This window comes from Paracoccus sp. (in: a-proteobacteria) (genome assembly GCF_035556475.1).
GTDB lineage: Bacteria > Pseudomonadota > Alphaproteobacteria > Rhodobacterales > Rhodobacteraceae > Paracoccus.
Map to the genome: position 1 here is coordinate 49,788 of NZ_DATMFA010000107.1, position 23,639 is coordinate 73,426.

Sequence of the window (23,639 nt, forward strand, 5' to 3'; positions counted from 1 at the left end):
CGAGGATGCCCGAGTGAAACTGTCGTGACAGGCTCAGAAAGGCGCGGGCGCGGTAAAGCTGTGCATGACCCCGGTTTCGGGATGCTTGAAGCGCAGGCTTTCGGCATGAAGCATCAGGCGCGGGAAATCCGCCGCCGCGCCGGTCGCATAAAGCGGATCGCCAAGGATCGGGTGGCCCAGCTCGGCCATATGCACGCGCAACTGGTGGCTGCGCCCGGTGATGGGCGAGAGGCGCACCCGCGTCTCCTGATCATTGGCCCGGACCACGCGCCAATCGGTCTGGGCCGGACGGCCGTTCTGGTGGTCAACCATCTGCCGGGGGCGGTTCGGCCAGTCGACGATCAGGGGCAGGTCGACGGTGCCGGTCTTCGGCTCCAGCCGGCCCCACAACCGCGCGACATAGGTTTTCTTGGTCTTGCGGTCCTCAAACTGCTTTGACAGGTGGCGCTGCGCATGGGGGGTCAAGCCAAAGACCATGACACCCGAGGTGTCCATGTCCAGCCGATGCACCAGCAGGACGGTGGGAAAGGCGCCGCGCAGCCGCTCGATCAGGCAATCGCTGCGATCGTCGCCGCGACCCGGCACGGAAAGCAGACCCGCAGGTTTCGAGACCACCAGAACCTCATGATCGGCATGGATGATCTCGGGCTGTTCGTCCGTGGGCTGGTAGACAAAGCTCATTTCGCCACCAGCCGTAGGGCAAGGCCCGCGAACATCACGGCGGCGATGCGGTTGACGATCCCCAGACGCTTGCCGATGACATGGCCGGCATAGCCGCCGACGATGCCGTATCCCATCGTGACCAGCGTGCCCGAGGCCATGAACATCAGGCCAAGCCCCAGGATCTGCTGCCAGATCGGGCCGAATTCCGGCCGCGTGAATTGCGGCAGGAACGCCAGCAGGAACAGCACCGGCTTGGGGTTCAGCAGGTTCGAGAGCGCGCCGCGGCGGAGGATGTTCCAGGTGGAGCTTGCGGCGCGGGCGCGCGGGTCGACCTCGCCCGCGGTCCAGCTTTTCCACGCCAGCCACAGCAGGTAGCCCGCGCCGGCGAACTTGATCGCGACCAGCGCGCCGGGATGGGCGGCAACCAGCGCACCCAGCCCGATCGTCGCCATGATGACATGGCAGACCACGCCCAGTCCGACGCCCAGCCCCGCAAGCGCGCCGGCGCGCGGGCCGTTCTGGATGCCGCAGGCGCTGGCGAAGAACACGTCCTGACCGGGCGCGAAGTTCAGCACCAAAGCGCCGGCCATGAAAGCCAGCAGATGCTCGGCCGGAAAATTCGCGAGTGTATCCCAGATCATCCCAGACCCCGTCACGCGGCGGCCATCGGAATGCAGGCCACCTTTGGCGGGCGTATCGGACGCAGCCGCCGGAACGTCAACCTTTCACGTCCGCCTCACTCCGTCTGGAACTGCGGCAGACCGTCGGAGATGTCGTAGTAATCGCCCTTGTCGGCGACGAAGATATGGCCCAGCAGATGCAGCCGTGTCGGGCTGTCGAGCGCCCCCGCCGCCACGTCGATGATGTCCGATCCGTCGCGCTGCCAGAACAGCGACGAGCCGCAGGTCGCGCAGAACCCGCGCCGCGCGAAGTCCGAGGCGCGATACCAGCTTGGCTCGCCCTCGATCACCATGGATTTCGGCAGGATCGCCGCCCAGACATGGCCCGACCAGCGCCGGCACTGGCTGCAATGGCAGGCGTTCAGGCCGTGGCTGTCGTCATAGGTGCCGTGAAAGCGGATCTTTCCGCAGAGGCAGTGGCCGGTGAATTCAGTATCTTCCGAAGCTGGCATCCAGAATCTCCCGCAGGCGGTCCGCATCTTGCTGCGTGAAAGCGTCGGGTTGGTTGCTGTCGATGTCAAGGACGCCGATCAGACGCTCGCCGGGGCCAAAGACGGGAATGACCAGCTCCGACCGGGTCGAGCTGGCGCAGGCGATATGGCCGGGGAAGGCATCGACATCGGGGACAAGCTGGGTTTCCCCCGTCCGGGCCGCCGCGCCGCAGACACCCCGCGAAAAGGGGATAACAAGGCAGCCGTGACCGCCCTGATAGGGTCCGATCTTCAGCATTTCCGGCCCGGTCACGCGATAGAAGCCGGTCCAGTCGAAGCGGTCGTCGGCGTGATGGATCTCGCAAGCCAGCGTCGCCATCAGCGCGACCTCGTCGGTTTCACCATGGGTCAGGCTGGCGATGGTGCGGCCAAGTTCGTCGTAATCGACCTGTTTCATGATTCTTCCCCGGTGGCGTCCCGAAGGATCTGTGGCAGATCCGCGTGAAGGCGCGCAAGCCCGTCAGGGCGCCAGCCAAGCGCGTCAAGCCGGGCGCAGACCGGCACCCGAAGGCTGCCGGCATCGGCGCGGCGCGGCGGCTGCATGTGGCTGCCCGTCAGCACCGCGATGCCCGAGAGCAGATCGTGATGGTCAAGGATCAGGTCGCTGACATTATAGCTGCCGCCCATCGCCGGATCATCCAGAACCAGCAGCGCCGCCGCGCCAAGGTCGGCGCCATGAACCTCGGTCGCGACTCGGCTCGGGACCGAGCGCCCGGCCAGAAAGTCGCGGATCAGCCCCGCCCATTTCTGCGGCTGGCCCGGCCCGAAAACCCCGGTCGGGCGCAGGCTGGCGGTGCGGAAGTCCGGTCCCTCCATCGCGGCCAGCAGGGCCTCGGCCTCGGCCTTCACCTCTCCGTAGAGGCTGGTCGGGGCGGGGGGCAGGTCGTCGGCCAGTTCCGTTCCGGGCGCGTGCCCGTCATGGACCGCGCGCGAGGACAGAAACAGCACCCGCCCCACGCCCTGATCCCGCGCCGCGTGGAAAAGCGCGCGCGAGCCATCCAGATTGGTGCGGACAAAGCCCTCCGGGTCGTCGCCCTCACCGCCACGATACCGGCCCGGAACGTGCCGGAACGCCGCATGAACCAGCGCGTCGCAACCTGCCAGATCGGGCACCTCGCCCAGCCGCCAGCCGGGCAGCGGATCAACGCTATGGCCCGCCGCCTCGGCCGCGCGGGCGATCCAGCGGCCGACAAGGCCCGTGGCCCCGGTCAGCGCGATCCTCATGCCGCACCGGGGGGCAGGGGCAGGTCGCGCAGGTCGGGCACCGGCCCCTCGCCGGCATGGGCGTGCCACAGGTCGATCAGCACCCGCAGGCTGTCCGCCTTGGCATGGTCCTGCCACGGCTTTTCATATTGGAAATGCAGCACGCGAATATCCTGCCAGCGCCAGAGTTGCGGCAGGTTCAGCCAGACATATTGCAGCATGTTGTCAAAAACCGGCAGGCCGTGCCAGTTCGGGAAATAGCTCTCGAGGAAGGTCTGGTCGGTGCGCCGCCAGAACTGGCCGGGCTGATCCAGCCGCGCCAGCATGGCATCGAAAGTCGCCTGCGCGGGGCGCGCCGTGAACACGCCCGAATTCAGCCGGTGAAAGTCGCCAAGGCTTTCATAGACATTCGGCGCGGCAGAAAACTCGGGATAGTCGAAGAGCCGGTCGATGTTCTGCAAGACGATCGCATCGGCGTCGATGAAAACCACCCGGTTATAGTCGAGCTGCCACAGCCGCAGCTTGGCGAAATTGTCGAGCGGGGTGTGAAAGGGCGGCTTCTCGCCCTTGGTGAAGGGGGCTGCGCCATGCAGGCGGTCGCGGGCATGGCGCTGGTTGAACCCGTCCGAGGTCGGCAGCAGGTCCACGCGCACGGGCCGAACCCCCTGCGCGCGCAGGTCTTGCACGGCCCCCGCGGGCAGGTCGGTGTAAAGCAGCACCAGATCCGCCGTCGTGCCGGTGCGACGCAGCGACCGGAAGAGCGCCGCCGCGCCGGTCGCGTAGTCGGGATTGGTCGCCAATGTGACAAAGGCGCGGTCGGACCGCGCCTTGCCTTCGGGATGGACGCCGGTGGTCACGATACGGAACGCAGCCTCTTGCCTTCGGGATCATGCTCGATCCGCTTCGCGATGTCCTTGGTCCATGCCGAGACGGCGGGAACGCGCGAGCGGTCGATGCGGTGGGCGTATTTCTTCGCCACCTCGACCACTTCCGAGAGCAGCCCCTCGGCCAGCGTGATCGGCTTCAGACCCAGCGCGAGGAACTGATCGTTCTTGACGACCAACTCATTCTCGTCCGCCTCCTTGCGGGGGTTCGGCAGATAGGCAACCTCGGCCCCGGTCAGCTTCGCCACCAGTTCGGCCAGATCGCGGACGCGGTGGGTCTCGGTCATCTGGTTGAAGATGCGCACACGTTCGCCCGCCGGGGGGGCATCCTTCAGCGCAAGCTCGATACAACGCACCGAATCCTGGATGTGGATAAAGGCGCGGGTCTGGCCGCCAGTGCCATGCACGGTCAGCGGATAGCCGATCGCGGCCTGGATCAGGAAGCGGTTCAGCACGGTGCCATAATCGCCGTCATAGTCGAAGCGGTTGATCAGCTGTTCGTGCCGGCGGGTCTGGTCGGTATGGGTGCCCCAGACGATGCCCTGATGCAGGTCGGTGATCCTCAGCCCGTCATTCTGGGCGTAGAACTGGAACAGGATCTGATCGAGGCTTTTCGTCATGTGATAGACCGAGCCGGGGCGCGTCGGATACAGGATCTGCTGATCGCGCGGGCCTGTCGGCGTGTCGATCCGCACGTCGAGATAGCCCTCGGGGATCGGCGCACCGACCGAGGAATAGCCATAGACTCCCATCGTCCCAAGATGGACCAGATGCGCGTCGATGCCGGTTTCCACCAGCGCCGCCAATAGGTTATGCGTCGCGTTGGTGTTGTTGTTGACGGTATAGACCTTGTGGCGGTCGGTCTTCATCGAATAGGGCGCGGCGCGCTGCTCGGCGAAATGGATCACCGCATCGGGGCGTTGCTCGGCCAGCCAGCCCTTGAGGCGTTCATATTCGGTCGCGAGGTTCAGGAGGTGGAAATGGATCTTGCGCCCGGTTTCCTGATGCCAGATCCGGCAGCGTTCCTGGATCGAATCCATCGGGGTCAGCGATTGCACGCCCAGTTCCGTGTCGATCCAGCGCCGCGACAGGTTGTCGACGATATGGATTTCATGTCCAAGGCTGGAAAGATGAAGGGCGGTCGGCCAACCGACAAAACCGTCTCCTCCGAGGACTGCAATGCGCATCACCATCTCCTTCTGTTGCGCGGCAGGAATGCCCGCGCAATGTTTCAGGATTATAACGCTTTGACGATAGCCCTGTGTTCCATGCAATCTGCGCTTCCTTTCAATATGCGAAACGATTGCAAGACGTCGCCGCGATCAGTATTGATTTTCCTATGATCTCGCAGAAAACGAAATACGCCATCAAGGCCCTGATGGCATTGGCAGATGAGGTTGCCGCAGGCGGAAGCGCGCTGACGATCGAAGAGATCGCGCAGCGATCCGGCGCGCCCAAGCGCTTCCTCGAACATATCATGCTGGAGCTTCGCAATGCGGGCTATGTCGGCTCGCGCCGTGGGCGCGCCGGCGGATACATCCTGATCAAGCAACCCAAGGAAATCTCGATCGGCGAGCTTCTACGCCAGGTCGACGGGCCGATCGCGCCGCTGCCCTGCCTGTCCCGGCGTTCCTATCAGCGCTGCGAGGATTGCACGGACGAGGCAAGCTGCCGGTTGCGTAAGATGTTCGGGCAGGTGTTCTGGTCCTATCTGCTGCTGATCGAATCCCTGACCCTCGCCGATCTGGTCGAGGAGGGCGGGCTGCCCGAGATGGGGGGCACCGTCTGAACCCCGGCAAAGGGCGGGAAAGGTTGCCTTTCTGCCATGCTGGCGCGCCGATGCCGGGCGCCCGGCTTGACCCCGGACCGCGGCGGCGGCACTTCTCGTCTGAACGTCGTCCGCCTGCGCGACGGCCATGACACAACGACCTCCGAAAGTGCCTGACCGAAAATGCCGGAAGCCCAAGCTCCAAGCCCCCGCCACGTCCCAGTTGCCGGCGTCCTCGGCTGGCCCGTCGCGCATTCCCGCTCGCCCCGGCTGCATGGCCACTGGCTGAAGCGATACGGCATCGACGGCCATTACATCCCCGTCGCCGTCCTGCCCGAGCATCTGGCCGAGGTTTTGCGGGCGATGCCGCGCATGGGTTTTGTCGGCGCGAATGTCACGATCCCGCACAAGGAAAGCGTGCTGGCGCTGGCCGATGTCGTGACGGACCGCGCGGCGCTGATCGGTGCGGCCAATACCCTGATCTTCCGCCCGGACGGCAAGATCCATGCCGACAATACCGACGGCTACGGCTTCATCGCCAATATCCGCCAGCACGCGCCGGACTGGATCCCCGATCTTGGCCCGGCAGCGGTGATCGGGGCCGGGGGCGCGGCGCGCGCCGTCGTCGCCTCGCTTCTGGAAAGCGGCGTGACCGAGCTGCGGATCGCCAACCGCACCCGCATCCGCGCCGAGCAGATCAAGGCCGAGTTCGGCGCCAAGGTCGTCGTCTATGACTGGGCGCAGGCCGGCAACATGATGGAGGACGCGGTCACAGTGGTGAACGCGACCTCGATGGGCATGGTAGGCAAGCCGCCCCTGCGCATCCCGATGGACGCGCTGACCCCCGGCACGCTGGTCACCGACCTTGTCTATACGCCCCTGATGACCCCATTCCTCGAGGAGGCGAAGGCCCGCGGCTGCGAGGTCGTGGACGGGCTGGGCATGTTGCTGCATCAGGCCACGCCCGGATTCGAGCGCTGGTTCGGCCACCGCCCCGAAGTGGACGAGGAACTGCGCCGGGTCGTGCTGGAATGAGCTTCCTGCTGGGACTGACCGGCGGGATCGGCATGGGAAAATCGACCGCCGCCGAGATGTTCCGCCAACTGGGCCATCCCGTCTGGGACGCGGACCAAAGCGTTCACCGCCTTTACGGGCCGGGCGGCGCGGCCGTCACCCCGGTCTCGGCCGCCTTTCCCGGCGTCGAAAGGGGCGGCGCGATCGACCGCGCGGCCCTGCGCGAGGCGCTGGCCGCCGATCCCGAGGGCTTTGCGCGGCTGGAGGCGATCGTCCACCCCCTCGTGGCCCGCGACCGCAAGGCGTTCATCGACCGCCATGGCAGCGCGCCGATCATCGTCCTCGACATCCCGCTTCTCTTTGAAAAGGGCAGCGAGGGAGAGATGAACGCCGTCGCCGTCGTCTCGGCCCCCTCGGACCTCCAGCGCGAGCGCGTGCTGGCGCGACCGGGCATGACCCCCGAGACCTTCGAGATGATCCTGTCGCGGCAGATGCCTGACGCCGAGAAACGCGCAAGGGCCGATTTCGTCATTCCTTCGGTCACGCGGCAGGGCGCGCAGGCCGCAATTATGGACATCTGCGACCGGATCATGGCAGGAAAGCCCCATGCGTGAGATCGTCCTTGATACCGAAACCACCGGCTTTGACCCCGATACCGGCGACCGCATCGTCGAGATCGGCGCGGTCGAGCTGATGAACCACCTGCCCACCGGGCGAACCTTCCATGTCTATATCAACCCCGAGCGGTCGATGCCGCAGGAAGCCTTCGACGTCCACGGGCTGGGCGACGACTTCCTGCGCGACAAGCCGGTCTTTGCCGCCGTGGCGGGCGATTTCGTCACCTTCATCGGCGAAGATGCCAAGCTGGTCATCCATAATGCCCAGTTCGACATGAAATTCCTCAATGCCGAGCTGCGCAAATGCGGCTATCCGGTGATGCCCTACAGCCGCGCCGTCGACACGCTGGAACTGGCGCGGGGCAAGTTTCCGGGCGCGCAGAACTCGCTCGACGCGCTTTGCCGGCGCTTCCGCATCGACAACTCGAACCGGACGCTGCACGGCGCGCTGCTCGACAGCGAACTCCTGGCCGAGGTCTACCTCGCGCTTCGCGGCGGCAGGCAGCCGGGGCTGGTGCTGGAAGGCCCCGCGCGGGCGGATCTGCTGACCGGGGCCGGGGCACAGGGGCAGGGCGCCGCGCCGCGCGGCGCAAGGCCACGCCCCCTGCCGCCGCGTCTGACCGAGGCCGAGGCTGAGGCCCATGCGGCCTTTGTCGCGAAACTGGGCGAGAAGGCGGTATGGCTGCGCTACAGCCGGCCGGGGGCGGCGGCATAGCGTGCCGGGAACCTTTCCCCGACCGGCGGCTTGGCCTCTCACGGGCAGACGGAACCGGATGAGGGCGGGCTGTTGCTGAGGGATGGCTGGCAATTCATCTCGGCGCTTTTCGAGCGCATGGACAAGATCCACATGAGCCTGATCGCGGCCGGGGTCGCGTTCTATGCCATGTTCGCGGTCTTTCCGGGGCTGGCCGCGCTCTTCGCGCTTTGGGGGCTCTGGTATGATCCGCAGCTGATCGAGGACTATGTCCACACCGCCGACGAGTTCATCCCGCAGGGCGCTGCCGACATCATCTATGGCCAGATCAACGCCCTGATCGCGGCGGGCCGCACGCAGCTTGGCTGGGCGACCGCGATCTCGTTCCTGATCGCCACGATCTCGGCGCGGGCCGGGGTCGACGCCCTCGTGCGGGGGTTGAACGCGGCCTATGGCGTCCGGTCGCATTCGACGATCTTCGGGTTCCTGCTGGCCTATGGGCTGACGCTGGTGATCGTGGGCGTGGTGATCCTCGGGCTTGCGGTCATCATCGTGGTGCCGCTGGCCATCAACCTGCTGCCGGATGTCCCGCTCAGGAACTGGATGATCGGCTCGGTGCCCTGGGCCGCGATCTTCGTGATCGTGCTGGTGGTGATCGGGATCATGTATCGCTATGGCCCGAACGTGAAGGCGCCTCGGACGGCGCTGTTCACCTGGGGCTCGCTTTTCGCGGCGCTGGCCTGGGCGGCGGCGTCCTATGGCTTCTCGACCTATCTGGCCAGCTTCAACAGCTACAACCGCATCTATGGCTCGATCGGGGCGGTGATCGCGCTGCTGATGTGGTTCTATCTGGGCGGCTTCTCGGTCATGCTGGGGGCGCTGATCAATCTGGAACTGGCCCGCCATCGCCGCATCGCCGCCGCCCGCAGGATCCGGCGCGAGGCGCGCCGTGCCGCCGGCAAGGAAGGCTAGTGCCGCGAACCCGGTCGCGCGGCCGAGGTCAGGATCACGCTTTGCGTGTCCGTGCCCGGCTGGTCCCGTTCGACCGGCTGGACCTTGAACCGCAATCTCAGCGTAAAGCGCCCGGCGTTCTGGCTCAGCTCCGCCTGCCCTTCGAGCTGGGTGGCGAAGGCCTCGATCAACTGGCTGCCAAGGCCCGTGCCCTCGGCGAGTTCCGCCGCCTCGCCGGTTGAGTTCTCGACCTCGAGTATCGCCTCCTGCGCGCCGATGCTGCGCAGGGTGACGCGCACCCAGGGCGGACCGCCATCCAGCGAAATCCCGGAATATTTCAGCGCGTTGGTAAAGGCCTCGGTCGCGAGAAGCGACAGCGGCACCGCCTGATCGGGCATCAGGACCAGCTTTTCCAGATCCGTGCTGACCCGCAGGCCCGATCCCGGCTCGACCGAGGCATTGGCCATCTGGTTGATGATGTCGCCGATCAGCCGGTCCGCCTCGACCGAGTCGAGATGCTCGGCCTGATAGAGATTGCGATAGATGGTGGCGAGCGAGGCGACCCGGTCCTGAACCGAACGCAGCACGCGGCGGGCATCCTCGTGGTCGATCACACGGATCTGCATGTTGATGATCGAGGCGATCAGCTGCAGGTTGTTCTTGACCCGGTGATGCACCTCTTTCAGCAGGACCGTCTTTTCGTTGACGGCGGCCTCCATGGCATCCTCGTCGCGGATCAGGATGCGGGCCATGTTGTGAAAGGTCTGGCTGACATCGGTGATCTCGGCCGGGGCGTCCTGCAGCACCGGCGGCGGCGCGGAACGGTCGCCGATGGCGAAGCGGCGCATCTGGCCGCGCAGCTCGCGGATATGGCGCAGGACCAGCCGGTAGACCGCGAAATAGGCCACCACCAGCGACACCGCCCAGAGGATCAGCGGCAGGACCAGCGCCGCCCGGCGCGTCTGGTCGATCCCGGCGATACCGGATTCCGAGCGCGTCCATGACCCCATCGCATAGACAAGGCCCGGCACCACCGGCACGACGCTGAACACCCGCCGCTCTCCGGTGGCGGAATAATCCGAGAAGGTCGTCTCGCTGCGCGACAGCAGCGAGGGCAGGGTCTTTCCGCGCGGCAACTGGTCCTCGATCGTGTCGCCGCCCTCCTCGCCGCCGGTCAAGACCTGACCCAGATTGTTGAAGGTCAGCACCCGGACGCTTTCCGGGCCAAGCCCGGCAACATGGGTCGAGCGCAGCATGTCATGGGACATGGCGACGGAGATATAGCCCAGAAGTTCCGCCCCTCGGTAAAGCGGCTGGATCACCACGATCGAGGCGGCGGAACTGTCCGCCTTTGTGCCGGTGGTGGTGACCAGCGTGCCCGGACTGTCGACGAACAGCCGATAGGCCGGATCGCTGGTCATGTCGCGGGTTCCGGGTTCGGAGGTGCATTCCGCAGTCCCGTCAAGCCGGGTGAAGCCCGCATAGGCGAAGTTGACCGAACGCTGGACGAAGCCGCGCATGATATCGGCGCAGGCGCGCGGATCGCTCATGGTTTCCAGGACGGCAGGCCCCAGCGCGTCGGCGGTGCCAAGCGCGCTTTGCAGCAAGGCCCGCTCGCCCGCGGCAGCGGTCGCGGTGCGCCCGAGCAGCCCGATTTCGGACGAGCGCTCGTATTCCCGCGACAGGTGCAGGGTCTGGATGACCGAGATCAGCCCGATAGGCAGGATCGCAAGCGACAGGAGCCCGCCCAGACGAAAGCCCAGCCCCTTGAAGAATTCGGGCTTTTCCAGCAGCCGGCGCAGCACGACTGCACCCACCTATCGGATGGTCGGGATGTTTTGCGCCATCACGGCAAGGGTCGCGCGATCGGTCATCTCCAGCTCTTCGCCTTCCTCCAGCTTCAACAGCTCGGCCAGCTTGCGGCGACCGCGATTGGCGCGGGACTTGACCGTGCCGACGGCCACACCGGTCATTCCTGCCGCCTCTTCGTACGAGAAACCGGAGGCCCCGACAAGGATCAGCGCCTCGCGCTGCTCGTCTGGAAGCTGCTGGAAGGCGTTGCGGAAGTCGTTCAGCGCCAGCCGGCCGTCATGCTCGGGCCGCGTGGCCTGCCGGGCGGCATGGATGCCGTCGGAGTCGCTGACCTCGCGCCGGGTCTTGCGGCGGGCGGAGTAAAAGGTGTTTCGCAGGATCGTGAACAGCCATGCGCGCAGGTTGGTTCCGGGCTGGAACTTGTCGATATGGGTCCAGGCCTTGACGATGGTGTCCTGCACCAGATCGTCGGCCGAGGAGCCTTCCCGCGTCAGGGACAGGGCAAAGGCGCGAAGCGCGGGCAGGTGATCGACCAGTTCGTTTCTGGGGTCGCCATGCTGCTTTTCCGAAGCGCGCGGAGCTTTGGGTTTCGACGTCATGCGCGCTTACTCCTGCTCGCGCAGTTTATCGAGCAACTCCAGAAATCTGTCGGGAATTTTCTGAGTCGAATCTTGCTCGTAGACGCGTTTGAGGTTTTCATCGATCTGCTTCTCGATCGCGACCCGTTTGCGTTCTTCCCGCCTTGTATTCATATTTAAGTTATTCCCGAAATTCTTGTGCGCACTGCCATCAACCGTTACCTATCCTGTCAGGTTCCCTGAGAGATCAGCAATTTTGAGGATATCATGACCGCAGCAGAGCTGGCCCAATCCATCAGCCGGGAACTGCCCTACCTGCGCCGCTATGCGCGTGCGCTGACCGGCAGCCAATCCGCCGGCGACAATTACGCAGCCGCCACGCTCGAGGCCATTCTGAGCGATCGGAACCTGGTGGCGGGCGAGGATACGCGCATGTCGCTGTTCCGCACCTTCCATGCCATCTGGCAAAGCTCCGGCCAACCGATCGAGATCGAGGGCCAGACCCCGCAGGAGGCGCGCGCCCAGTCGCATCTGCGCAAGCTTACCCCCAACTCGCGCGAGGCCTTGCTGCTGCGCACGATCGAGGAGCTGCGCTATGACCAGATCGCGCAGGTGATGCAGGTCGACCAATCCGAGGCCGAGGAACTGGTCCAGATCGCGCTGAGCGAGATGAGCCAGACGCTCTCCGGCAAGGTCATGGTGATCGAGGACGAGACGATCATCGCCATGGACCTCAAGGGCATCGTCCAGGCCATGGGCCATGCGGTGACCGGCATCGCGCGGACCCACAAGGCCGCGGTCGAACTGGCGCATGAGCGTCGCCCCGACCTGATCCTTGCCGATATCCAGCTTGCCGACGGCTCCTCGGGGGTCGAGGCCGTGAACGAGCTTATCGCGGATATGGGCGACGTGCCGGTGATCTTCATCACGGCCTTCCCCGAGCGTCTGCTGACCGGCGACCGGCCCGAGCCGGCCTTCCTGATCTCGAAACCCTATTCCGAGGAACAGGTGCGCTCGGCCGTGAGCCAGGCGATGTTCTTCGCCTCGACCGAAGGCTTGAACGCGGCGTAAGGGGTGGCGGAGGGGGAGGCCCCTCCGCTGTGATCACATTTCGACGACAGCGCGCTTCGCCGCGGCATATTCGCGGCCGAGCCGCTCGATCAGCGCGGCGGCGGGCTGGACTGCACGCACCGCGCCGATCCCCTGACCCGATCCCCAGATCTGGCTCCAGGCTCTGGCCTTTGCATTGCCGAAATCCATCGCCGACGGGTCCGCGCTGGCCAGCGCCGCCGGGTCGAGCCCGGCATTGCGGATCGAGGGGGCCAGATAATTGCCGTGAATCCCGGTAAACAGGCTTGAGTTGACGATATCCTCGGCGCCGCCCTCGACGATCATGCGCTTGTAGTCTGACTGGGCATTGGCTTCCTCGGTCGCGATGAAGGGGCTGCCGATATAGGCAAGGTCCGCCCCCATCACCTGCGCCGCCAGAACCGCCCGCCCGGTCGCGATTGCGCCCGAAAGCAGCAAGGGGCCGTCGAACCATTGCCGGATCTCTTGCACCAAGGCAAAAGGCGATTGCTGGCCGGCATGGCCCCCGGCACCTGCGGCGACCGCGATCAGCCCATCGGCACCTTTCTCAATCGCCTTGCGGGCGAAGGTATTCGTGATCACATCATGAAGCGCGATGCCGCCGCAATCATGCGCGGCGGCATTGACCTCGGGCCGCGCGCCGAGGCTGGTGATCCAGATCGGCACGCGATGGCGGTGGCAGATCTCGATATCCCGCTCCAGCCGCGCATTCGAGCGGTGGACGATCTGGTTCACCGCGAAAGGTGCCGCCGGATGGTCGGGATTGGCCTGATTGTGGCGGTCGAGTTCCTCGCAGATCCGCTTCAGCCAGGCATCGAGCAAAGGCGGTTCGCCCTCTTTCTCGCGTGCGTTCAGCGCCGGAAAACTGCCGACGATCCCGGCCTTGCATTGCGCGATGACCAGTTCGGGCCCCGAGACGATGAACATGGGCGAGGCCACGACCGGGATGCGCAGATGGGCAAGAATGGGGGGCAGCATGACGTCTCCTCCTTGGTCAGCACGGGCGGCAGGTTGCACAAGCCGCCGCGCGCCGCCAAGGGTTTCGTAGCGTCCTCAGTAGGGCATCGGGTTTTCGTGGTGCAGCCGGTCGATCCGCGCCAGCGCCTCGTCGCTCAGCTTCAGGTCGATGCCCTTTAGCAGATGGTCGAGCTGGCCGTGATCGGTCGCGCCGATGATCGGGATGGAGGCGAAGGGGCGCTGCCGGGTGAAGGCGATCGCCATATGGACCGGATCGAGGCCCAGTTCATGGGCCAGCGCGTGATAGGCCATGACGATCTCGGGCGCGCGCTTGGTCCGCCGTCCGCCCAGATCGCCCGGCCCGCCATGCGCGCGGTCGACGGCGGCGCGGCTGCCCTCGGGCTCGACCCCGCCGCGATACTTGCCGGTCAGCAGCCCCGCAGCCAAGGGCGAATAGGCCAGCAGCGTCACATCCTCGTTCACGGCAACCTCTGCCATGTCGGTGTCATAAAGGCGGCAGAGCAGCGAATATTCGTTCTGGACCGAGACGACCCGCGGCGCCCCCATCCGCTCGGCCGTGTCGATCCAGCGCGTGGTGCCCCAGGCGGATTCGTTCGAGAGACCGGAGGCGCGGATCTTGCCCGCCTTGACAGAATCGGCAACGGTTTCAAGCACATCGGCCATATGATCCAACGTGCGCTGGCGGTCCTGCTTGCGCGGGTCATAGCGCCAGTTCTGGCGAAAGGCATAGCTGCCCCGCATCGGCCAATGCAGCTGGTAGAGGTCGATATAATCCGTGCGCAGCCGCTTCAGCGAGGCGTCGATGGTCTGGCGCAGGATCTTGCCGTCATATCCCTCATGCCGGACCTTGTCGCTGGAGCCGGTCACCTTGGTTGCGATCTCGACCCGGTCGCGGCCACCGTGATCGGCCAGCCAGCTTCCGATGATTTCCTCGCTGCGGCCCACCGTCTCGCGCGTGACGGGGTTCACCGGATACATCTCGGCGGTGTCGAGGAAGGTGATCCCCGCCTCCAGCGCCATGTCGATCTGGGCATGGGCATCCGCCGAACCGGTCTGGTTGCCAAACGTCATGGTGCCGAGCGAGACGGCACTGACCGAAACCCCGCTGCTGCCAAGCGTCAATCGTTGCATGAAACTTCCTTCGTCAGAAATGGCGGAAGAGAATGGGAGTCGAACCCACCCGGGACAGGCTCGCTGCCCCAACCGGATTTGAAGTCCGGCCGCCCCACCGGGGACGATTCTCTTCCACAATGGCTCATCCTTGCGACCCGTCCGGGGTGAACAGATCGATCCGGTGCGGATTGATGCGCCGTAAATCGCCCCGCCGCAAGGTTAGACCAAGCCGGTCGAAAAAGTCGAGAATCTGGATCGCAACCTTGCGCCCGTTCTGCACCCGGTCGCGAAAGGCCGGGGCAGTGAACCAGCCATCCTCGGCTTTGGTCCCAAGGTCGCGGATGATGCCCACCATCTCGACCGTCGTTGCGCGGGCAAAGAAATGGTCATGCGCAATCTGGTCGACCCGGCCCTGCCGCGCGGCCATGCGCAGGATGCGGCGCATCTCGGCTTCGTCCACCCCGAGATCGGTGGCGAAATCGCGCACGCGGGGCGGGCGAAAACGCTCGTCTCCCAGAAGATGCGGCAGGATCCGGGCATAGATCTCCTCATCCTCGGGTGAGAGGCGGGGCAGGTGGCCGGGAAGGCGGAGAAAGGCGCCATCCAGCGCGACCCGGCCCGCCTCGGCCTCGGCGCGGATGAAGGCGGCGAAATCGGGCTTGGGCAGGCGCGGGACGAGCAGCAGCCGCAACCGCTCGCGCCCCAGCCCTTGCAGATCGGCATTCTCGGCGTGAAACGCGCTCAGCAGCTCGTGCATTTGCTGGCGCAGGGTATCGAGGCTGGCAGGTGGAAGCGCCATCCGCGTGCCCGCGATCACCACAAGGCCCGATGCGACGCAGGCCGCTTCGAGTTGCGGGGGCGAGAGGGCGCGATCCCGGGCGAAACCATCCAGATCGACCAGCCCGGTTTCGCCCAGTGCGGCCAGCGCGGCGGCGGGGTCGGTCAGGGCAAGGGCACGCAGCGCGGCAAGCCGCTCGGGCCGGGCACGGCGGCGGGCCGGGGCGCGCAGGTCGATGACCCGCCCGCCGCCGATGGTGCGCCGGGCCGAGACATCGCGCAGGATGAAGCGATCCCCCACCGCGGCCGCCACCGGGCGATCGAGGACGATCTGCGCCAACCCCACGGCGCCGGGATCGAGGGGACCTCCCAGCGGCACGATCCGCGCGCCAAGCTCGGCCGCACCGATATGCAGCCGGGCGGGAAACCAGGTGCCAAGCGGCTTCGGCTCGGACGGCAGGGCACGCAGGATCACGTCGATCCGGTCGGTCGGAGCGTGCAGGGCCGGGTCAAGCGCCATGTCGCCGCGCGCTATCGCCTCGCGCGTTATGCCCTCGCCGCTGAGGTTCAGGGCGCAGCGCTGACCGGCGAGCCCGATTTCGGCCTTGCGGTTCTGGGCATGGATGCCGCGCACCCGCGCGGAAAGGCCCGAGGGGCTGATCGTGATTTGGTCGCCGACCGCGACGCGGCCCGAAAACACAGTGCCGGTGACGACCGTTCCCGCCCCGGCAAGCGTGAAGCTGCGATCCACGGCAAGGCGAAAGCGGGCGTCCGCGGCGCGGGCCGTGGTCTCGTCCTCGGCCAGTGCGAGCGCCGCGCGTAGCGTGTCGATCCCCTCACCAGTCAGCGACGAGACGGGCAGGATCGGCGCGTCAGTGAGGCCCGTTCCTTCCAGTAAATCTTTTATTTCATTAGAAAGAATCTGGATGCGATCAGGGTCGGCGAGATCGGATTTCGTCAAGGCGACGATGCTGCGCGTGATACCCAGCAGGTCGAGGATCGCCAGATGCTCGCGCGTTTGCGGCATGATGCCGTCATCCGCCGCGATCACCAGCAGCGCCAGATCAATCCCGCCGGCCCCCGCCAGCATGGTATGGACGAATTTCTCGTGGCCGGGGACATCGACGAAGCCGGTGACCGCGCCGCCGCCCAGATCGGCATAGGCAAAGCCAAGCTCGATGGTGATGCCGCGGGCCTTTTCCTCGGCCAGACGGTCGGCGTCGATGCCGGTCAGGGCACGCACCAGCGCGGTCTTGCCGTGGTCGATATGCCCCGCCGTGCCGACGATCATCCGGCCAGCGCATCCAGCATGGCAGCGTCATCGGGCAGGCAGCGCAGGTCGAGGATCAGCGCGCCGTCATGGATTCGCCCAATGATCGGCACTGCAAGCGCCCTGAGCCGCGCGGCCAGCGCCTCGGGCGCGGGGCCAAGGGCAAGGCCCGCGCTTGGGATCGTCTCGGTCGGCAGCGCACCCGAACCAATCTGGCTGGCGCAATCGATCACCCGGACCTCGCAGCCCAGCTTTTCTGCGACGATGGGGGCAAGACGCCCGGCCTGCGCGCGGATCTCGGACTGAGAGCGCGAGAGCAGGCGCAGCGTCGGCAGACGCTCAGCCAGCCGGTCGGGGTCGCGATAGAGGCGCAGTGTCGCCTCGGTCGCGGCGATACGGATCTTGTCCATGCGCAGGGCACGTTTCAGGGGATTCTTGTTGATCCGGGCAATCAGGTCGCGCCTGCCGACGATGAAGCCTGCCTGCGGACCGCCGAGCAGCTTGTCGCCGGAAAACGTCACCAGATCGGCCCCCTCGGCCACCGCTTCGGCCACGGTCGGCTCGGGCGCGAGGCCCCAGCGCCGCAGATCGACCAGCGTGCCCGAGCCAAGGTCGTTCAGCAGCGGCAAGCCCACCTCATGCCCGATACCGGCGAGTTCGGGGGCCGGAACCTCCTTGGTGAAGCCTTCGATACGGTAGTTCGAGGTATGGACCTTCATCACCACGCCGGTTTCCGGGCCGAGGGCGTCGCGATAGTCGCGGGCATGGGTGCGGTTCGTCGTCCCGACCTCGCGGAGCGTGCAACCGGCCTGCTCCATGATCGCGGGCATGCGGAAGGCGCCGCCGATCTCGATCAACTCACCCCGCGAAACGATCGCCTCGCGCCCGCGCGCCAGCGTGTTCAGCGCGATGAGGACGGCGGCGGCATTGTTGTTGACGACGGTTGCGTCCTCGGCCCCGGTCAATTCGCAAAGCAACCCGCGCAGATGGCTGTCACGCTCGCCCCGCCCGCCGGTATCGAGGTCGAATTCCAGCGCGGCGGGGGCGCGCATCGCGGCAATCGCGGCCTCGACCGCCGGGTCGGCAAGCAGGGCGCGGCCAAGATTGGTGTGAAGGACCGTGCCCGTCAGGTTCAGGACCGGGCGGAGGCGACTTTGCGCGACCGCCGCCATGCCGCGATCCACCGAGGCGATGATCTGGCCCGCATCGGGCAGGGGATCGGGACGCGCGGCCCGGATCGCCGCAAGCTCGGCCCGCAGCGCATCGGTCACGGCCGCGCGTCCGTGAAGGTCGACCAGCCCCGCCGCAGCCGTCAGCAACCGGTCGACCGAGGGCAGGGAGCGCAGATCCATCAATAGCCCACGAGGAACGGGTTGAACCCGCCGCGTTTCCATTCGGTGTCGCGCATCATCAGGTCGAGGCCGAGGCTCGCCACGTCATCGGCCACCGGCTCAAGCGTCGGGTTCTTGTTCTGATAGAGGATCTTCACCCAATGCGCGCATTCACGACAGATCTCGGCCTTGACGGTCGCCTCTTCGGTCTCGACCGAGCGATAGGTGATGCCCTTGGTTGAGCCGCAGCAGGTGCATTTCACCCGCACCTCGTTCCAGAGCGTCTGGCAGGTCGCGCAGGAACAATAGCGCGCGCCCTCGGCCCCGATACTCTCGGTCACCATGCTTGTCGTCGGCCTGCCACCACATGCGGGGCATATCCCGGTTCGAATGGGCACCAGTTGTTCCACGTGAAGCGTCGCGGCCATCATCGCGGCATGGACCTGAAGTGCCGCCGCCGCGAAAAGGTGGGGGGCGACGCTATCCTCGGGGATGGTGTCGGTCAGCACATTGGTCATCACCCAGTCCCGGTCCGCAGGTTCGGCCGATTGCAGCGCGCGAAGGGCGAGGCGGGCAGGCTCGGGCATCTCGGCGTCGGCGAGGAGGTCGCAAAGCCGGTCCAGCGCGACCGAAAGCCCCGCGCGCATGTCATTGCGGTCGAGGGGCGGCATCCGGCTGGAGCGCGCCAGCTCGATCCGCGAGGCGGAAGGGGGTGCCGGCACGGGCAGTTCCCGCGCCAGTTCCGCCTGGGCGCGGGCCACGCGGCCCAGAAAGCGCAGATAGGGCGCGAGGTTCGGGCTGTGCAGAGCGAGAAATTCAAACCGCTCGGCCCGCGTGGTGAAAAGGGTCTCGGGATCGGGAAGGCGCGCCAAGGGAACCTTGGCGACGCCGCCGATCATCGAGGGATCGGGTTTCAAGCTGGAGGTCATTGCGTCCTGGCCCTTGCGTCTGGCCTACTCTGCCGGACCCTCGCGCTCGCGTCCAGCCAGTTCCCGAAGCCACTTGCGGTGATGGCGCCAGGCCCAGCCGCCGGTCACCGTGCCGCGCGTCATGGCGCGCAGGGTGCCGCGCGTCCAGACGGCGGCATAGACATGGGCGATGAAGGTCAGGATGATCAGGACCGCAGCCAGCGAATGGATCAGCATCGCCCAGCGTCTGACCGGCAGCGAGACGAGTTCGGGGAAATATTCCTCCCACACCATCACGCCCGAGACGATCAGCACGATGATCAGGCCCGACATCGCCCAGAACACGCCCTTTTGCCCGGCATTGTATTTGCCAAGCTCGGGCAGGCGTTCCTCATGCCCCGTCACCACATCGCCGATATTCGCAACCCATGTCCGATCCTCGGGCTTGGGCAGGTTCAGCCTCCAGAGTTGCACGAAGAGGATGAAAAAGCTCACGAACAGCAGGATCCCGACGAGGGGATGCAGCCAGCGCGTGTTCTGCCCGCCGCCAAACAGCCCGGTCAGGAAATAGAGCGACGGATGAAACAGCGCGAGGCCCGAGATCAGCAGCACGATCAGGCTGAGTGCCGTGACCCAGTGGTTGATCCGGGTAAAGCCACGATAGCGGCTGACCGTCACCGGGTCCGTGCTTTCGATATGGTCGCCAGATTGCGAGTAGAGACGCTTTTCCATCACGACCCCTCCTTGCCGGCGGGCAGGTTGCTTTCGACCAGATGCTCGGCCTCGCGCTCTTCCTCGGCGCTGACCTTGTTGGCCCGCCCGAGCAAGCCGTGCAGGATCGAGCCGACAGCCGCAGCCCCGATCACCGCAAGGCCGATGGTCTTGGTCACGCCTTTCCAGCCCTGCACGACCGGCGAGATCCGCGGGTTTTCAGGCAGGTTGGAATAAAGCGAGGGCTGGTCGGCGTGATGCAGCACATAGAAGACATGGGTGCCGCCCACGCCTTCCGGGTCATAGATGCCGGCATTCTCGAAGCCGCGCGATTTCAGGTCCTCGACCCGCATGTTCGCGTGCTCGATCATGTCGTCCTTGGTGCCGAAGACGATGGCCTGGGTCGGACAGGCCTTGGCGCAGGCCGGTCCCTGTCCCACCGCCACCCGGTCCGAGCAGAGGGTGCATTTATAGCTTTTGTGATCGACCTTGCTGACGCGGGGAATGTCGAAGGGACAGCCGGTGATGCAATAGCCGCAGCCGATGCAGTTCTCGTGGATGAAATCGACGATCCCGTTCGAATATTGCACGATCGCCCCCGGAGCCGGGCAGGCCTTGAGGCAACCGGGATCGCTGCAATGCATGCAGCCATCCTTGCGGATCAGCCATTCCAGATTGCCGGTCTCGGGATTGTCGAATTCGCTGAAGCGCATCAGCGTGAACATGTCCGGGGTCAGGTCATGCGGGTTTTCATAGACGCCCGCATTGAACCCGATCTCGGGCACGGTATCGTTCCATTCGGCGCAAGCAGACTGGCAGGCCTTGCAGCCGATGCATTTCGATACGTCGATCAGCTTGGCCACGGGCGTCAGCTCGCGCTCGGGCTTGGGCAGGTCGGGCATCGCCGAGGCGCGGACGACGTCGCCCGGGCCAAGGTTCGCCTTCATCGGCTGGATCGGCGGGTTTGACACCGCCGTCCGCGGACTGTCGAGGTTCGGGTCCATGGTCATGACACGGCCTCCCCTGTTGCAGGCTCGATATTGACGAGGAACGCCTTGAATTCCGGCGTCTCGACATTTGCGTCCCCGACGAAGGGCGTCAGGCTGTTCGGGCCGAAGCCCTTGCGGGCCGCGCCGATGAAGCCCCAATGCAGCGGGATGCCGACGACATGGACCAGCTTCTCGCCGCATTGCAGCGGCCGGATCCGCTTGGTCACGACCGCCCGCGCCCAGACCTCGCCCCGCTTGGACCAGACCCGCACCATGCCGCCTTTCTTGATGCCCTTCTCGGCGGCCAGCTCCTCGCTGATCTCGACGAAGAACTCGGGTTGCAGCGCGGCGTTGATGCGGTTGTGCTTGGTCCAATAGTGGAAATGCTCGGTCAGCCGGTAGGACGTTGCCACAAACGGAAACTCGTCGCTGGTCGCGAACTGTTCCGCATCGCTGGCAAAGACCCGTGCCACCGGGTTTCCGCGCATTTCCGGGTTGAAGACATTGGCGATCGGGCTTTCGAACGGCTCCATATGGGTGGGGAACGGTCCGTCGCGCATCATGCCCCGGGTAAAGAGCCGTGAGGCCCCCTCTGCGTTCATGATGAACGGCCCCACCTCGCTGGGTTTCGCGGTGGGCGAGATGTCGGGGATGTCATACCCCACCCATTTCTCGCCATTCCACTCCATCAGCTTGCGAGAGGCGTCCCAGGGCCGCCCCTCCATATCCGCCGAGGCGCGGTTATAGAGGATGCGCCGGTTCAGCGGCCAGGCATAGCTCCAGTTCAGGAACATGCCGGTATCGTCGGGGTCGCTGTTGTCCCGGCGGGCCATGTTGTTGCCATCCTCGTTCCAGCAGCCGCCATAGATCCAGCAGGCCGACATGGTCGAACCGTCGTCGCGAAGCTGGCTGAAGTTCAGCAATTGCTTGCCCTGCCCGGCCAGAAGCTTGGTCGTGTCCACAAGGTCGTAGACATCGCCAAGCGCCTTGCCGTTCAGCTCCTTCGCCAGTTCCTCGGCCGTCGGCTCATTCTCGTCCGCATAGTCCCAGGTCAGGTTCAGGATCGGATCGGGGAAGACCCCGCCCTCGTCCTGATAGAGCTTTTTCACGCGCAGGAAGATCTGCGACATGATCCAGGTGTCGCGCCGCGCCTGACCGGGAGGGGTTCCCGCCGCCCAGTGCCATTGCAGCCAGCGGCCCGAATTCACCAGCGAGCCGTCATCCTCGGCAAAGCTGGTCGTCGGAAGCTCGATCACCTCGGTCTGGATGGAGGCGGAATCGACGTCGTTATATTCGCCGTGGTTCTCCCAGAAATGCGCGGTTTCGGTTTCCAGCGGGTCCATCACCACCAGAAGCTTCAGCTTGGACAGCGCAGCGGTCAGCTTGGCCCGGTTCGGGAAGGACAGCAGCGGGTTGAAGCCCTGGCAGAAATAGTTGGTGATCTGACCCTCGTTCATCAGGTCGAACATGCGCAGGATGTCATAGGTCGGGACATCCAGCTTGGGCAGATAGTCATAGGCCCAATCGTTGTCCGCCCGCGCGGCATCGCCCCACATGGCCTTCATGAAGCTGACCATGAACTTGGGATAGTTCTGCCAATAGCTCGTCTGTCCCGGCCTGAGCGGCTTGAAAGAACGGCTGGACATGTAGGTCGTCCAGTCGGTTTCCGCCTCGGTCGGGATGTTCAGATAGCCGGGGATCAGGTTCGACATCAGCCCGATATCGGTCAGGCCCTGAATGTTGGAATGCCCGCGCAGCGCGTTCATGCCGCCACCCCGAACCCCGATATTGCCAAGGACCAGCTGCAGCATCGCCATGCCGCGGATGTTCTGCGAGCCTTTGGCGTGCTGCGTCCAGCCAAGCGCATACATCGAGGTCATGACCTTGTCGGGCGCCGAGCATTCGCCGATCATCTCGGCGATATGCAGGAACTTGTCCTTGGGCGTCCCGCAGACCTGCTCGACCAGCTCGGGCGTGTAGCGCGAGACATGCTCCTTCAGCAGGTTCCAGACACAGCGCGGGTTCTGCAGGGTCATGTCGACCTGCGCAAACCCGTCATCACCGATCACATAGTCCCAGCTCGACTTGTCATAGTCGCGCTTCTCGGGGTCGTAGCCGGTGAAAAGCCCGTCACTCCACCCGAATTCGTCCTTCACAATGAAGGCGGCATTGGTGAAATTCTTGACGTATTCCCACTGCACCTTGTCGTTCTGGATCATCCAGTTGATCATCGCCATCAGGAAGGCGATGTCGGAGCCTGGACGGATCGGCGCGTAGTAATCCGCGACAGAGGCCGTGCGCGTGAACCGGGGGTCCACGACGATCAGCTTGGCGCCACGATGGGCTTTCGCCTCGGTCACCCATTTGAAGCCGCAGGGATGGGCTTCAGCGGCATTGCCGCCCATGACGATGACAAGGTCGGTATTCTTGATGTCGGTCCAGGGATTCGTCATCGCTCCGCGGCCAAAGGTCGGGCCCAAACTGGACACCGTGGGGCCGTGTCAAACGCGCGCCTGGTTATCGAAGCCGACGATCCCCATGGCCCTGACCACCTTGTAGGTCAGCCACGCGGTCTCGTTCGTTGTCGCCGATGCGGCAAGGAAACCCGACGAGGTCCAGCGATTGACGGGCACGCCAAGATCGTTGGTCAGGACCATATTCGCGTCCCGGTCGTCCTTCAGGGCGCGGGCGATCTTGTCGAGCGCCTCCTCCCAGCTGATTTCCTCGAGCCGGTCGGCTCCGGGGCGGCGGATGCGGGGCTGGGTCAGGCGCGTCTCGGACAGCACCGTGTCCTTCAGCGCCGCGCCCTTGGGGCAAAGCGTGCCGCGGTTCGTCGGATGGTCGGCATCGCCCTCGATATGGACGATCTCGGCCTTTTCGCCGGCGGCAAGATCACCCTTGGAGTAGATGAGGATGCCGCAGGCAACCGAACAATAGGTGCAAGTGTTGCGCGTCTCGGTCGTCGATGCCAGCTTGAAGGCGCGGACATGGGCCTGTTCGGCCGCCTCCGCCTCACCAAAACCCATAGCCCCGAGCGATGTGGCCGCGACGCCTGCACCCGCGAGCTTCAGAAAGCCGCGACGTGAGAGGTCGATATTCATCGTGCCCCCTTTTTGCC

General features: G+C 65.5%; 24 protein-coding genes and 1 tRNA gene. 6 read left to right on the plus strand and 19 right to left on the minus strand.

Translation table 11 applies throughout. The features are described from left to right. Window positions 1-33: 33 nt before the first annotated feature. From VNQ78_RS14855 to VNQ78_RS14885, 7 genes are all read right to left on the minus strand, one after another. Complete coding sequence (locus VNQ78_RS14855; protein ID WP_325691150.1) at window positions 34-681, minus strand: RluA family pseudouridine synthase; 648 nt, start codon at window positions 679-681, stop codon at window positions 34-36. Then, entirely contained in the window at window positions 678-1,304 is a 627-nt protein-coding gene (locus VNQ78_RS14860; protein ID WP_325691152.1) for a LysE family translocator, read from the minus strand. The genes VNQ78_RS14855 and VNQ78_RS14860 overlap by 4 nt, the downstream gene beginning before the upstream one ends. A gap of 95 nt (window positions 1,305-1,399) precedes the next feature. Beyond that, a complete protein-coding gene (locus tag VNQ78_RS14865; protein WP_325691154.1) occupies window positions 1,400-1,795 on the minus strand; it encodes a GFA family protein in 396 nt (131 codons plus the stop codon). Next, window positions 1,773-2,231 carry a GAF domain-containing protein gene (locus VNQ78_RS14870; RefSeq protein WP_325691156.1) on the minus strand — a complete coding sequence of 153 codons (459 nt, stop codon included), beginning with the start codon at window positions 2,229-2,231 and terminating at the stop codon, window positions 1,773-1,775. Before VNQ78_RS14870 ends, VNQ78_RS14865 begins: the two co-directional genes overlap by 23 nt. Then, window positions 2,228-3,058 carry an NAD(P)-dependent oxidoreductase gene (locus tag VNQ78_RS14875; protein WP_325691158.1) on the minus strand — a complete coding sequence of 277 codons (831 nt, stop codon included), beginning with the start codon at window positions 3,056-3,058 and terminating at the stop codon, window positions 2,228-2,230. The genes VNQ78_RS14870 and VNQ78_RS14875 overlap by 4 nt, the downstream gene beginning before the upstream one ends. Continuing rightward, a complete protein-coding gene (locus tag VNQ78_RS14880; RefSeq protein WP_414694084.1) occupies window positions 3,055-3,894 on the minus strand; it encodes a glycosyltransferase in 840 nt (279 codons plus the stop codon). Before VNQ78_RS14880 ends, VNQ78_RS14875 begins: the two co-directional genes overlap by 4 nt. Next, window positions 3,891-5,108: an NAD-dependent epimerase/dehydratase family protein gene (locus VNQ78_RS14885; protein ID WP_325691160.1), complete on the minus strand. Its 1,218-nt coding sequence runs from the start codon at window positions 5,106-5,108 to the stop codon at window positions 3,891-3,893. Before VNQ78_RS14885 ends, VNQ78_RS14880 begins: the two co-directional genes overlap by 4 nt. Window positions 5,109-5,260: 152 nt before the next feature. On the opposite strand from VNQ78_RS14885, the gene VNQ78_RS14890 reads away from it, so the two are divergent. The 5 genes from VNQ78_RS14890 to VNQ78_RS14910 all read left to right on the plus strand — a co-directional run bounded on the left by VNQ78_RS14890 (window position 5,261) and on the right by VNQ78_RS14910 (window position 8,986). Beyond that, window positions 5,261-5,710 carry an Rrf2 family transcriptional regulator gene (locus VNQ78_RS14890; protein ID WP_325691162.1) on the plus strand — a complete coding sequence of 150 codons (450 nt, stop codon included), beginning with the start codon at window positions 5,261-5,263 and terminating at the stop codon, window positions 5,708-5,710. 162 nt (window positions 5,711-5,872) lie between these two features. Next, window positions 5,873-6,724: a shikimate dehydrogenase gene (locus VNQ78_RS14895; RefSeq protein ID WP_325691164.1), complete on the plus strand. Its 852-nt coding sequence runs from the start codon at window positions 5,873-5,875 to the stop codon at window positions 6,722-6,724. Next, on the plus strand, window positions 6,721-7,317 hold the full coding sequence (coaE, locus tag VNQ78_RS14900) for a dephospho-CoA kinase (RefSeq protein WP_325691166.1): 597 nt from the start codon (window positions 6,721-6,723) through the stop codon (window positions 7,315-7,317). The genes VNQ78_RS14895 and coaE overlap by 4 nt, the downstream gene beginning before the upstream one ends. Continuing rightward, a complete protein-coding gene (dnaQ, locus tag VNQ78_RS14905; protein ID WP_325691168.1) occupies window positions 7,310-8,035 on the plus strand; it encodes a DNA polymerase III subunit epsilon in 726 nt (241 codons plus the stop codon). Before coaE ends, dnaQ begins: the two co-directional genes overlap by 8 nt. A 72-nt stretch (window positions 8,036-8,107) precedes the next feature. Beyond that, a complete protein-coding gene (locus tag VNQ78_RS14910; protein ID WP_325691170.1) occupies window positions 8,108-8,986 on the plus strand; it encodes a YihY/virulence factor BrkB family protein in 879 nt (292 codons plus the stop codon). On the opposite strand, the gene VNQ78_RS14915 is transcribed toward VNQ78_RS14910, so the two are convergent. From VNQ78_RS14915 to VNQ78_RS14925, 3 genes are read right to left on the minus strand one after another with little or no spacing between them, the layout of a single operon-like run. Continuing rightward, entirely contained in the window at window positions 8,983-10,770 is a 1,788-nt protein-coding gene (locus VNQ78_RS14915; protein ID WP_325691172.1) for a sensor histidine kinase, read from the minus strand. The genes VNQ78_RS14910 and VNQ78_RS14915 overlap by 4 nt on opposite strands. 12 nt (window positions 10,771-10,782) lie before the next feature. Then, window positions 10,783-11,376, minus strand: a complete 594-nt coding sequence (locus VNQ78_RS14920) for an RNA polymerase sigma factor (protein ID WP_325691174.1) — start codon at window positions 11,374-11,376, stop codon at window positions 10,783-10,785. Window positions 11,377-11,382: 6 nt separating this feature from the next. After that, entirely contained in the window at window positions 11,383-11,529 is a 147-nt protein-coding gene (locus tag VNQ78_RS14925) for a NepR family anti-sigma factor (protein WP_325691176.1), read from the minus strand. A 93-nt stretch (window positions 11,530-11,622) separates the two neighbouring features. Here VNQ78_RS14925 and VNQ78_RS14930 point away from each other — a divergent pair, with 93 nt between their 5' ends. After that, window positions 11,623-12,426 carry a response regulator gene (locus VNQ78_RS14930; protein ID WP_325691178.1) on the plus strand — a complete coding sequence of 268 codons (804 nt, stop codon included), beginning with the start codon at window positions 11,623-11,625 and terminating at the stop codon, window positions 12,424-12,426. Window positions 12,427-12,459: 33 nt separating this feature from the next. Here the strand turns inward: VNQ78_RS14930 and VNQ78_RS14935 are convergent, their stop codons facing one another. The 9 genes from VNQ78_RS14935 to fdnG form a co-directional block, all read right to left on the minus strand. After that, window positions 12,460-13,422: a nitronate monooxygenase family protein gene (locus VNQ78_RS14935; protein ID WP_325691180.1), complete on the minus strand. Its 963-nt coding sequence runs from the start codon at window positions 13,420-13,422 to the stop codon at window positions 12,460-12,462. Window positions 13,423-13,497: 75 nt separating this feature from the next. Continuing rightward, window positions 13,498-14,553, minus strand: a complete 1,056-nt coding sequence (locus VNQ78_RS14940) for an aldo/keto reductase (protein ID WP_325691182.1) — start codon at window positions 14,551-14,553, stop codon at window positions 13,498-13,500. A 20-nt stretch (window positions 14,554-14,573) separates the two neighbouring features. Beyond that, window positions 14,574-14,669 (minus strand) — tRNA-Sec (locus tag VNQ78_RS14945). Window positions 14,670-14,677: 8 nt separating this feature from the next. After that, on the minus strand, window positions 14,678-16,603 hold the full coding sequence (gene selB / locus VNQ78_RS14950) for a selenocysteine-specific translation elongation factor (protein WP_325691184.1): 1,926 nt from the start codon (window positions 16,601-16,603) through the stop codon (window positions 14,678-14,680). Next, window positions 16,600-17,934, minus strand: coding sequence for an L-seryl-tRNA(Sec) selenium transferase (gene selA, locus VNQ78_RS14955; RefSeq protein ID WP_325691186.1), 1,335 nt, complete (start codon window positions 17,932-17,934; stop codon window positions 16,600-16,602). The genes selB and selA overlap by 4 nt, the downstream gene beginning before the upstream one ends. Beyond that, a complete protein-coding gene (gene fdhE / locus VNQ78_RS14960; protein ID WP_325691189.1) occupies window positions 17,934-18,842 on the minus strand; it encodes a formate dehydrogenase accessory protein FdhE in 909 nt (302 codons plus the stop codon). The genes selA and fdhE overlap by 1 nt, the downstream gene beginning before the upstream one ends. Window positions 18,843-18,866: 24 nt before the next feature. Further along, complete coding sequence (locus tag VNQ78_RS14965; protein WP_325691191.1) at window positions 18,867-19,553, minus strand: formate dehydrogenase subunit gamma; 687 nt, start codon at window positions 19,551-19,553, stop codon at window positions 18,867-18,869. Next, window positions 19,553-20,542, minus strand: a complete 990-nt coding sequence (gene fdxH, locus VNQ78_RS14970; protein ID WP_325691193.1) for a formate dehydrogenase subunit beta — start codon at window positions 20,540-20,542, stop codon at window positions 19,553-19,555. The genes VNQ78_RS14965 and fdxH overlap by 1 nt, the downstream gene beginning before the upstream one ends. Next, a complete protein-coding gene (gene fdnG / locus VNQ78_RS14975) occupies window positions 20,539-23,622 on the minus strand; it encodes a formate dehydrogenase-N subunit alpha (RefSeq protein WP_325691195.1) in 3,084 nt (1,027 codons plus the stop codon). The genes fdxH and fdnG overlap by 4 nt, the downstream gene beginning before the upstream one ends. Window positions 23,623-23,639 lie beyond the last annotated feature (17 nt).

Coding starts and splice junctions, on each gene's coding strand:
- VNQ78_RS14885 (WP_325691160.1), bottom strand. CDS start 5,108: ATGCGCATTGCAGTCCTCGGAGGAGACGGTTTTGTCGGTTGGCCGACC.
- VNQ78_RS14855 (WP_325691150.1), bottom strand. CDS start 681: ATGAGCTTTGTCTACCAGCCCACGGACGAACAGCCCGAGATCATCCAT.
- VNQ78_RS14920 (WP_325691174.1), bottom strand. CDS start 11,376: ATGACGTCGAAACCCAAAGCTCCGCGCGCTTCGGAAAAGCAGCATGGC.
- VNQ78_RS14860 (WP_325691152.1), bottom strand. CDS start 1,304: ATGATCTGGGATACACTCGCGAATTTTCCGGCCGAGCATCTGCTGGCT.
- VNQ78_RS14965 (WP_325691191.1), bottom strand. CDS start 19,553: ATGGAAAAGCGTCTCTACTCGCAATCTGGCGACCATATCGAAAGCACG.
- VNQ78_RS14875 (WP_325691158.1), bottom strand. CDS start 3,058: ATGAGGATCGCGCTGACCGGGGCCACGGGCCTTGTCGGCCGCTGGATC.
- VNQ78_RS14865 (WP_325691154.1), bottom strand. CDS start 1,795: ATGCCAGCTTCGGAAGATACTGAATTCACCGGCCACTGCCTCTGCGGA.
- VNQ78_RS14895 (WP_325691164.1), top strand. CDS start 5,873: ATGCCGGAAGCCCAAGCTCCAAGCCCCCGCCACGTCCCAGTTGCCGGC.
- selA (WP_325691186.1), bottom strand. CDS start 17,934: ATGGATCTGCGCTCCCTGCCCTCGGTCGACCGGTTGCTGACGGCTGCG.
- VNQ78_RS14870 (WP_325691156.1), bottom strand. CDS start 2,231: ATGAAACAGGTCGATTACGACGAACTTGGCCGCACCATCGCCAGCCTG.
- VNQ78_RS14935 (WP_325691180.1), bottom strand. CDS start 13,422: ATGCTGCCCCCCATTCTTGCCCATCTGCGCATCCCGGTCGTGGCCTCG.
- selB (WP_325691184.1), bottom strand. CDS start 16,603: ATGATCGTCGGCACGGCGGGGCATATCGACCACGGCAAGACCGCGCTG.
- VNQ78_RS14890 (WP_325691162.1), top strand. CDS start 5,261: ATGATCTCGCAGAAAACGAAATACGCCATCAAGGCCCTGATGGCATTG.
- coaE (WP_325691166.1), top strand. CDS start 6,721: ATGAGCTTCCTGCTGGGACTGACCGGCGGGATCGGCATGGGAAAATCG.
- fdhE (WP_325691189.1), bottom strand. CDS start 18,842: ATGACCTCCAGCTTGAAACCCGATCCCTCGATGATCGGCGGCGTCGCC.
- VNQ78_RS14930 (WP_325691178.1), top strand. CDS start 11,623: ATGACCGCAGCAGAGCTGGCCCAATCCATCAGCCGGGAACTGCCCTAC.
- VNQ78_RS14925 (WP_325691176.1), bottom strand. CDS start 11,529: ATGAATACAAGGCGGGAAGAACGCAAACGGGTCGCGATCGAGAAGCAG.
- fdxH (WP_325691193.1), bottom strand. CDS start 20,542: ATGACCATGGACCCGAACCTCGACAGTCCGCGGACGGCGGTGTCAAAC.
- VNQ78_RS14940 (WP_325691182.1), bottom strand. CDS start 14,553: ATGCAACGATTGACGCTTGGCAGCAGCGGGGTTTCGGTCAGTGCCGTC.
- dnaQ (WP_325691168.1), top strand. CDS start 7,310: ATGCGTGAGATCGTCCTTGATACCGAAACCACCGGCTTTGACCCCGAT.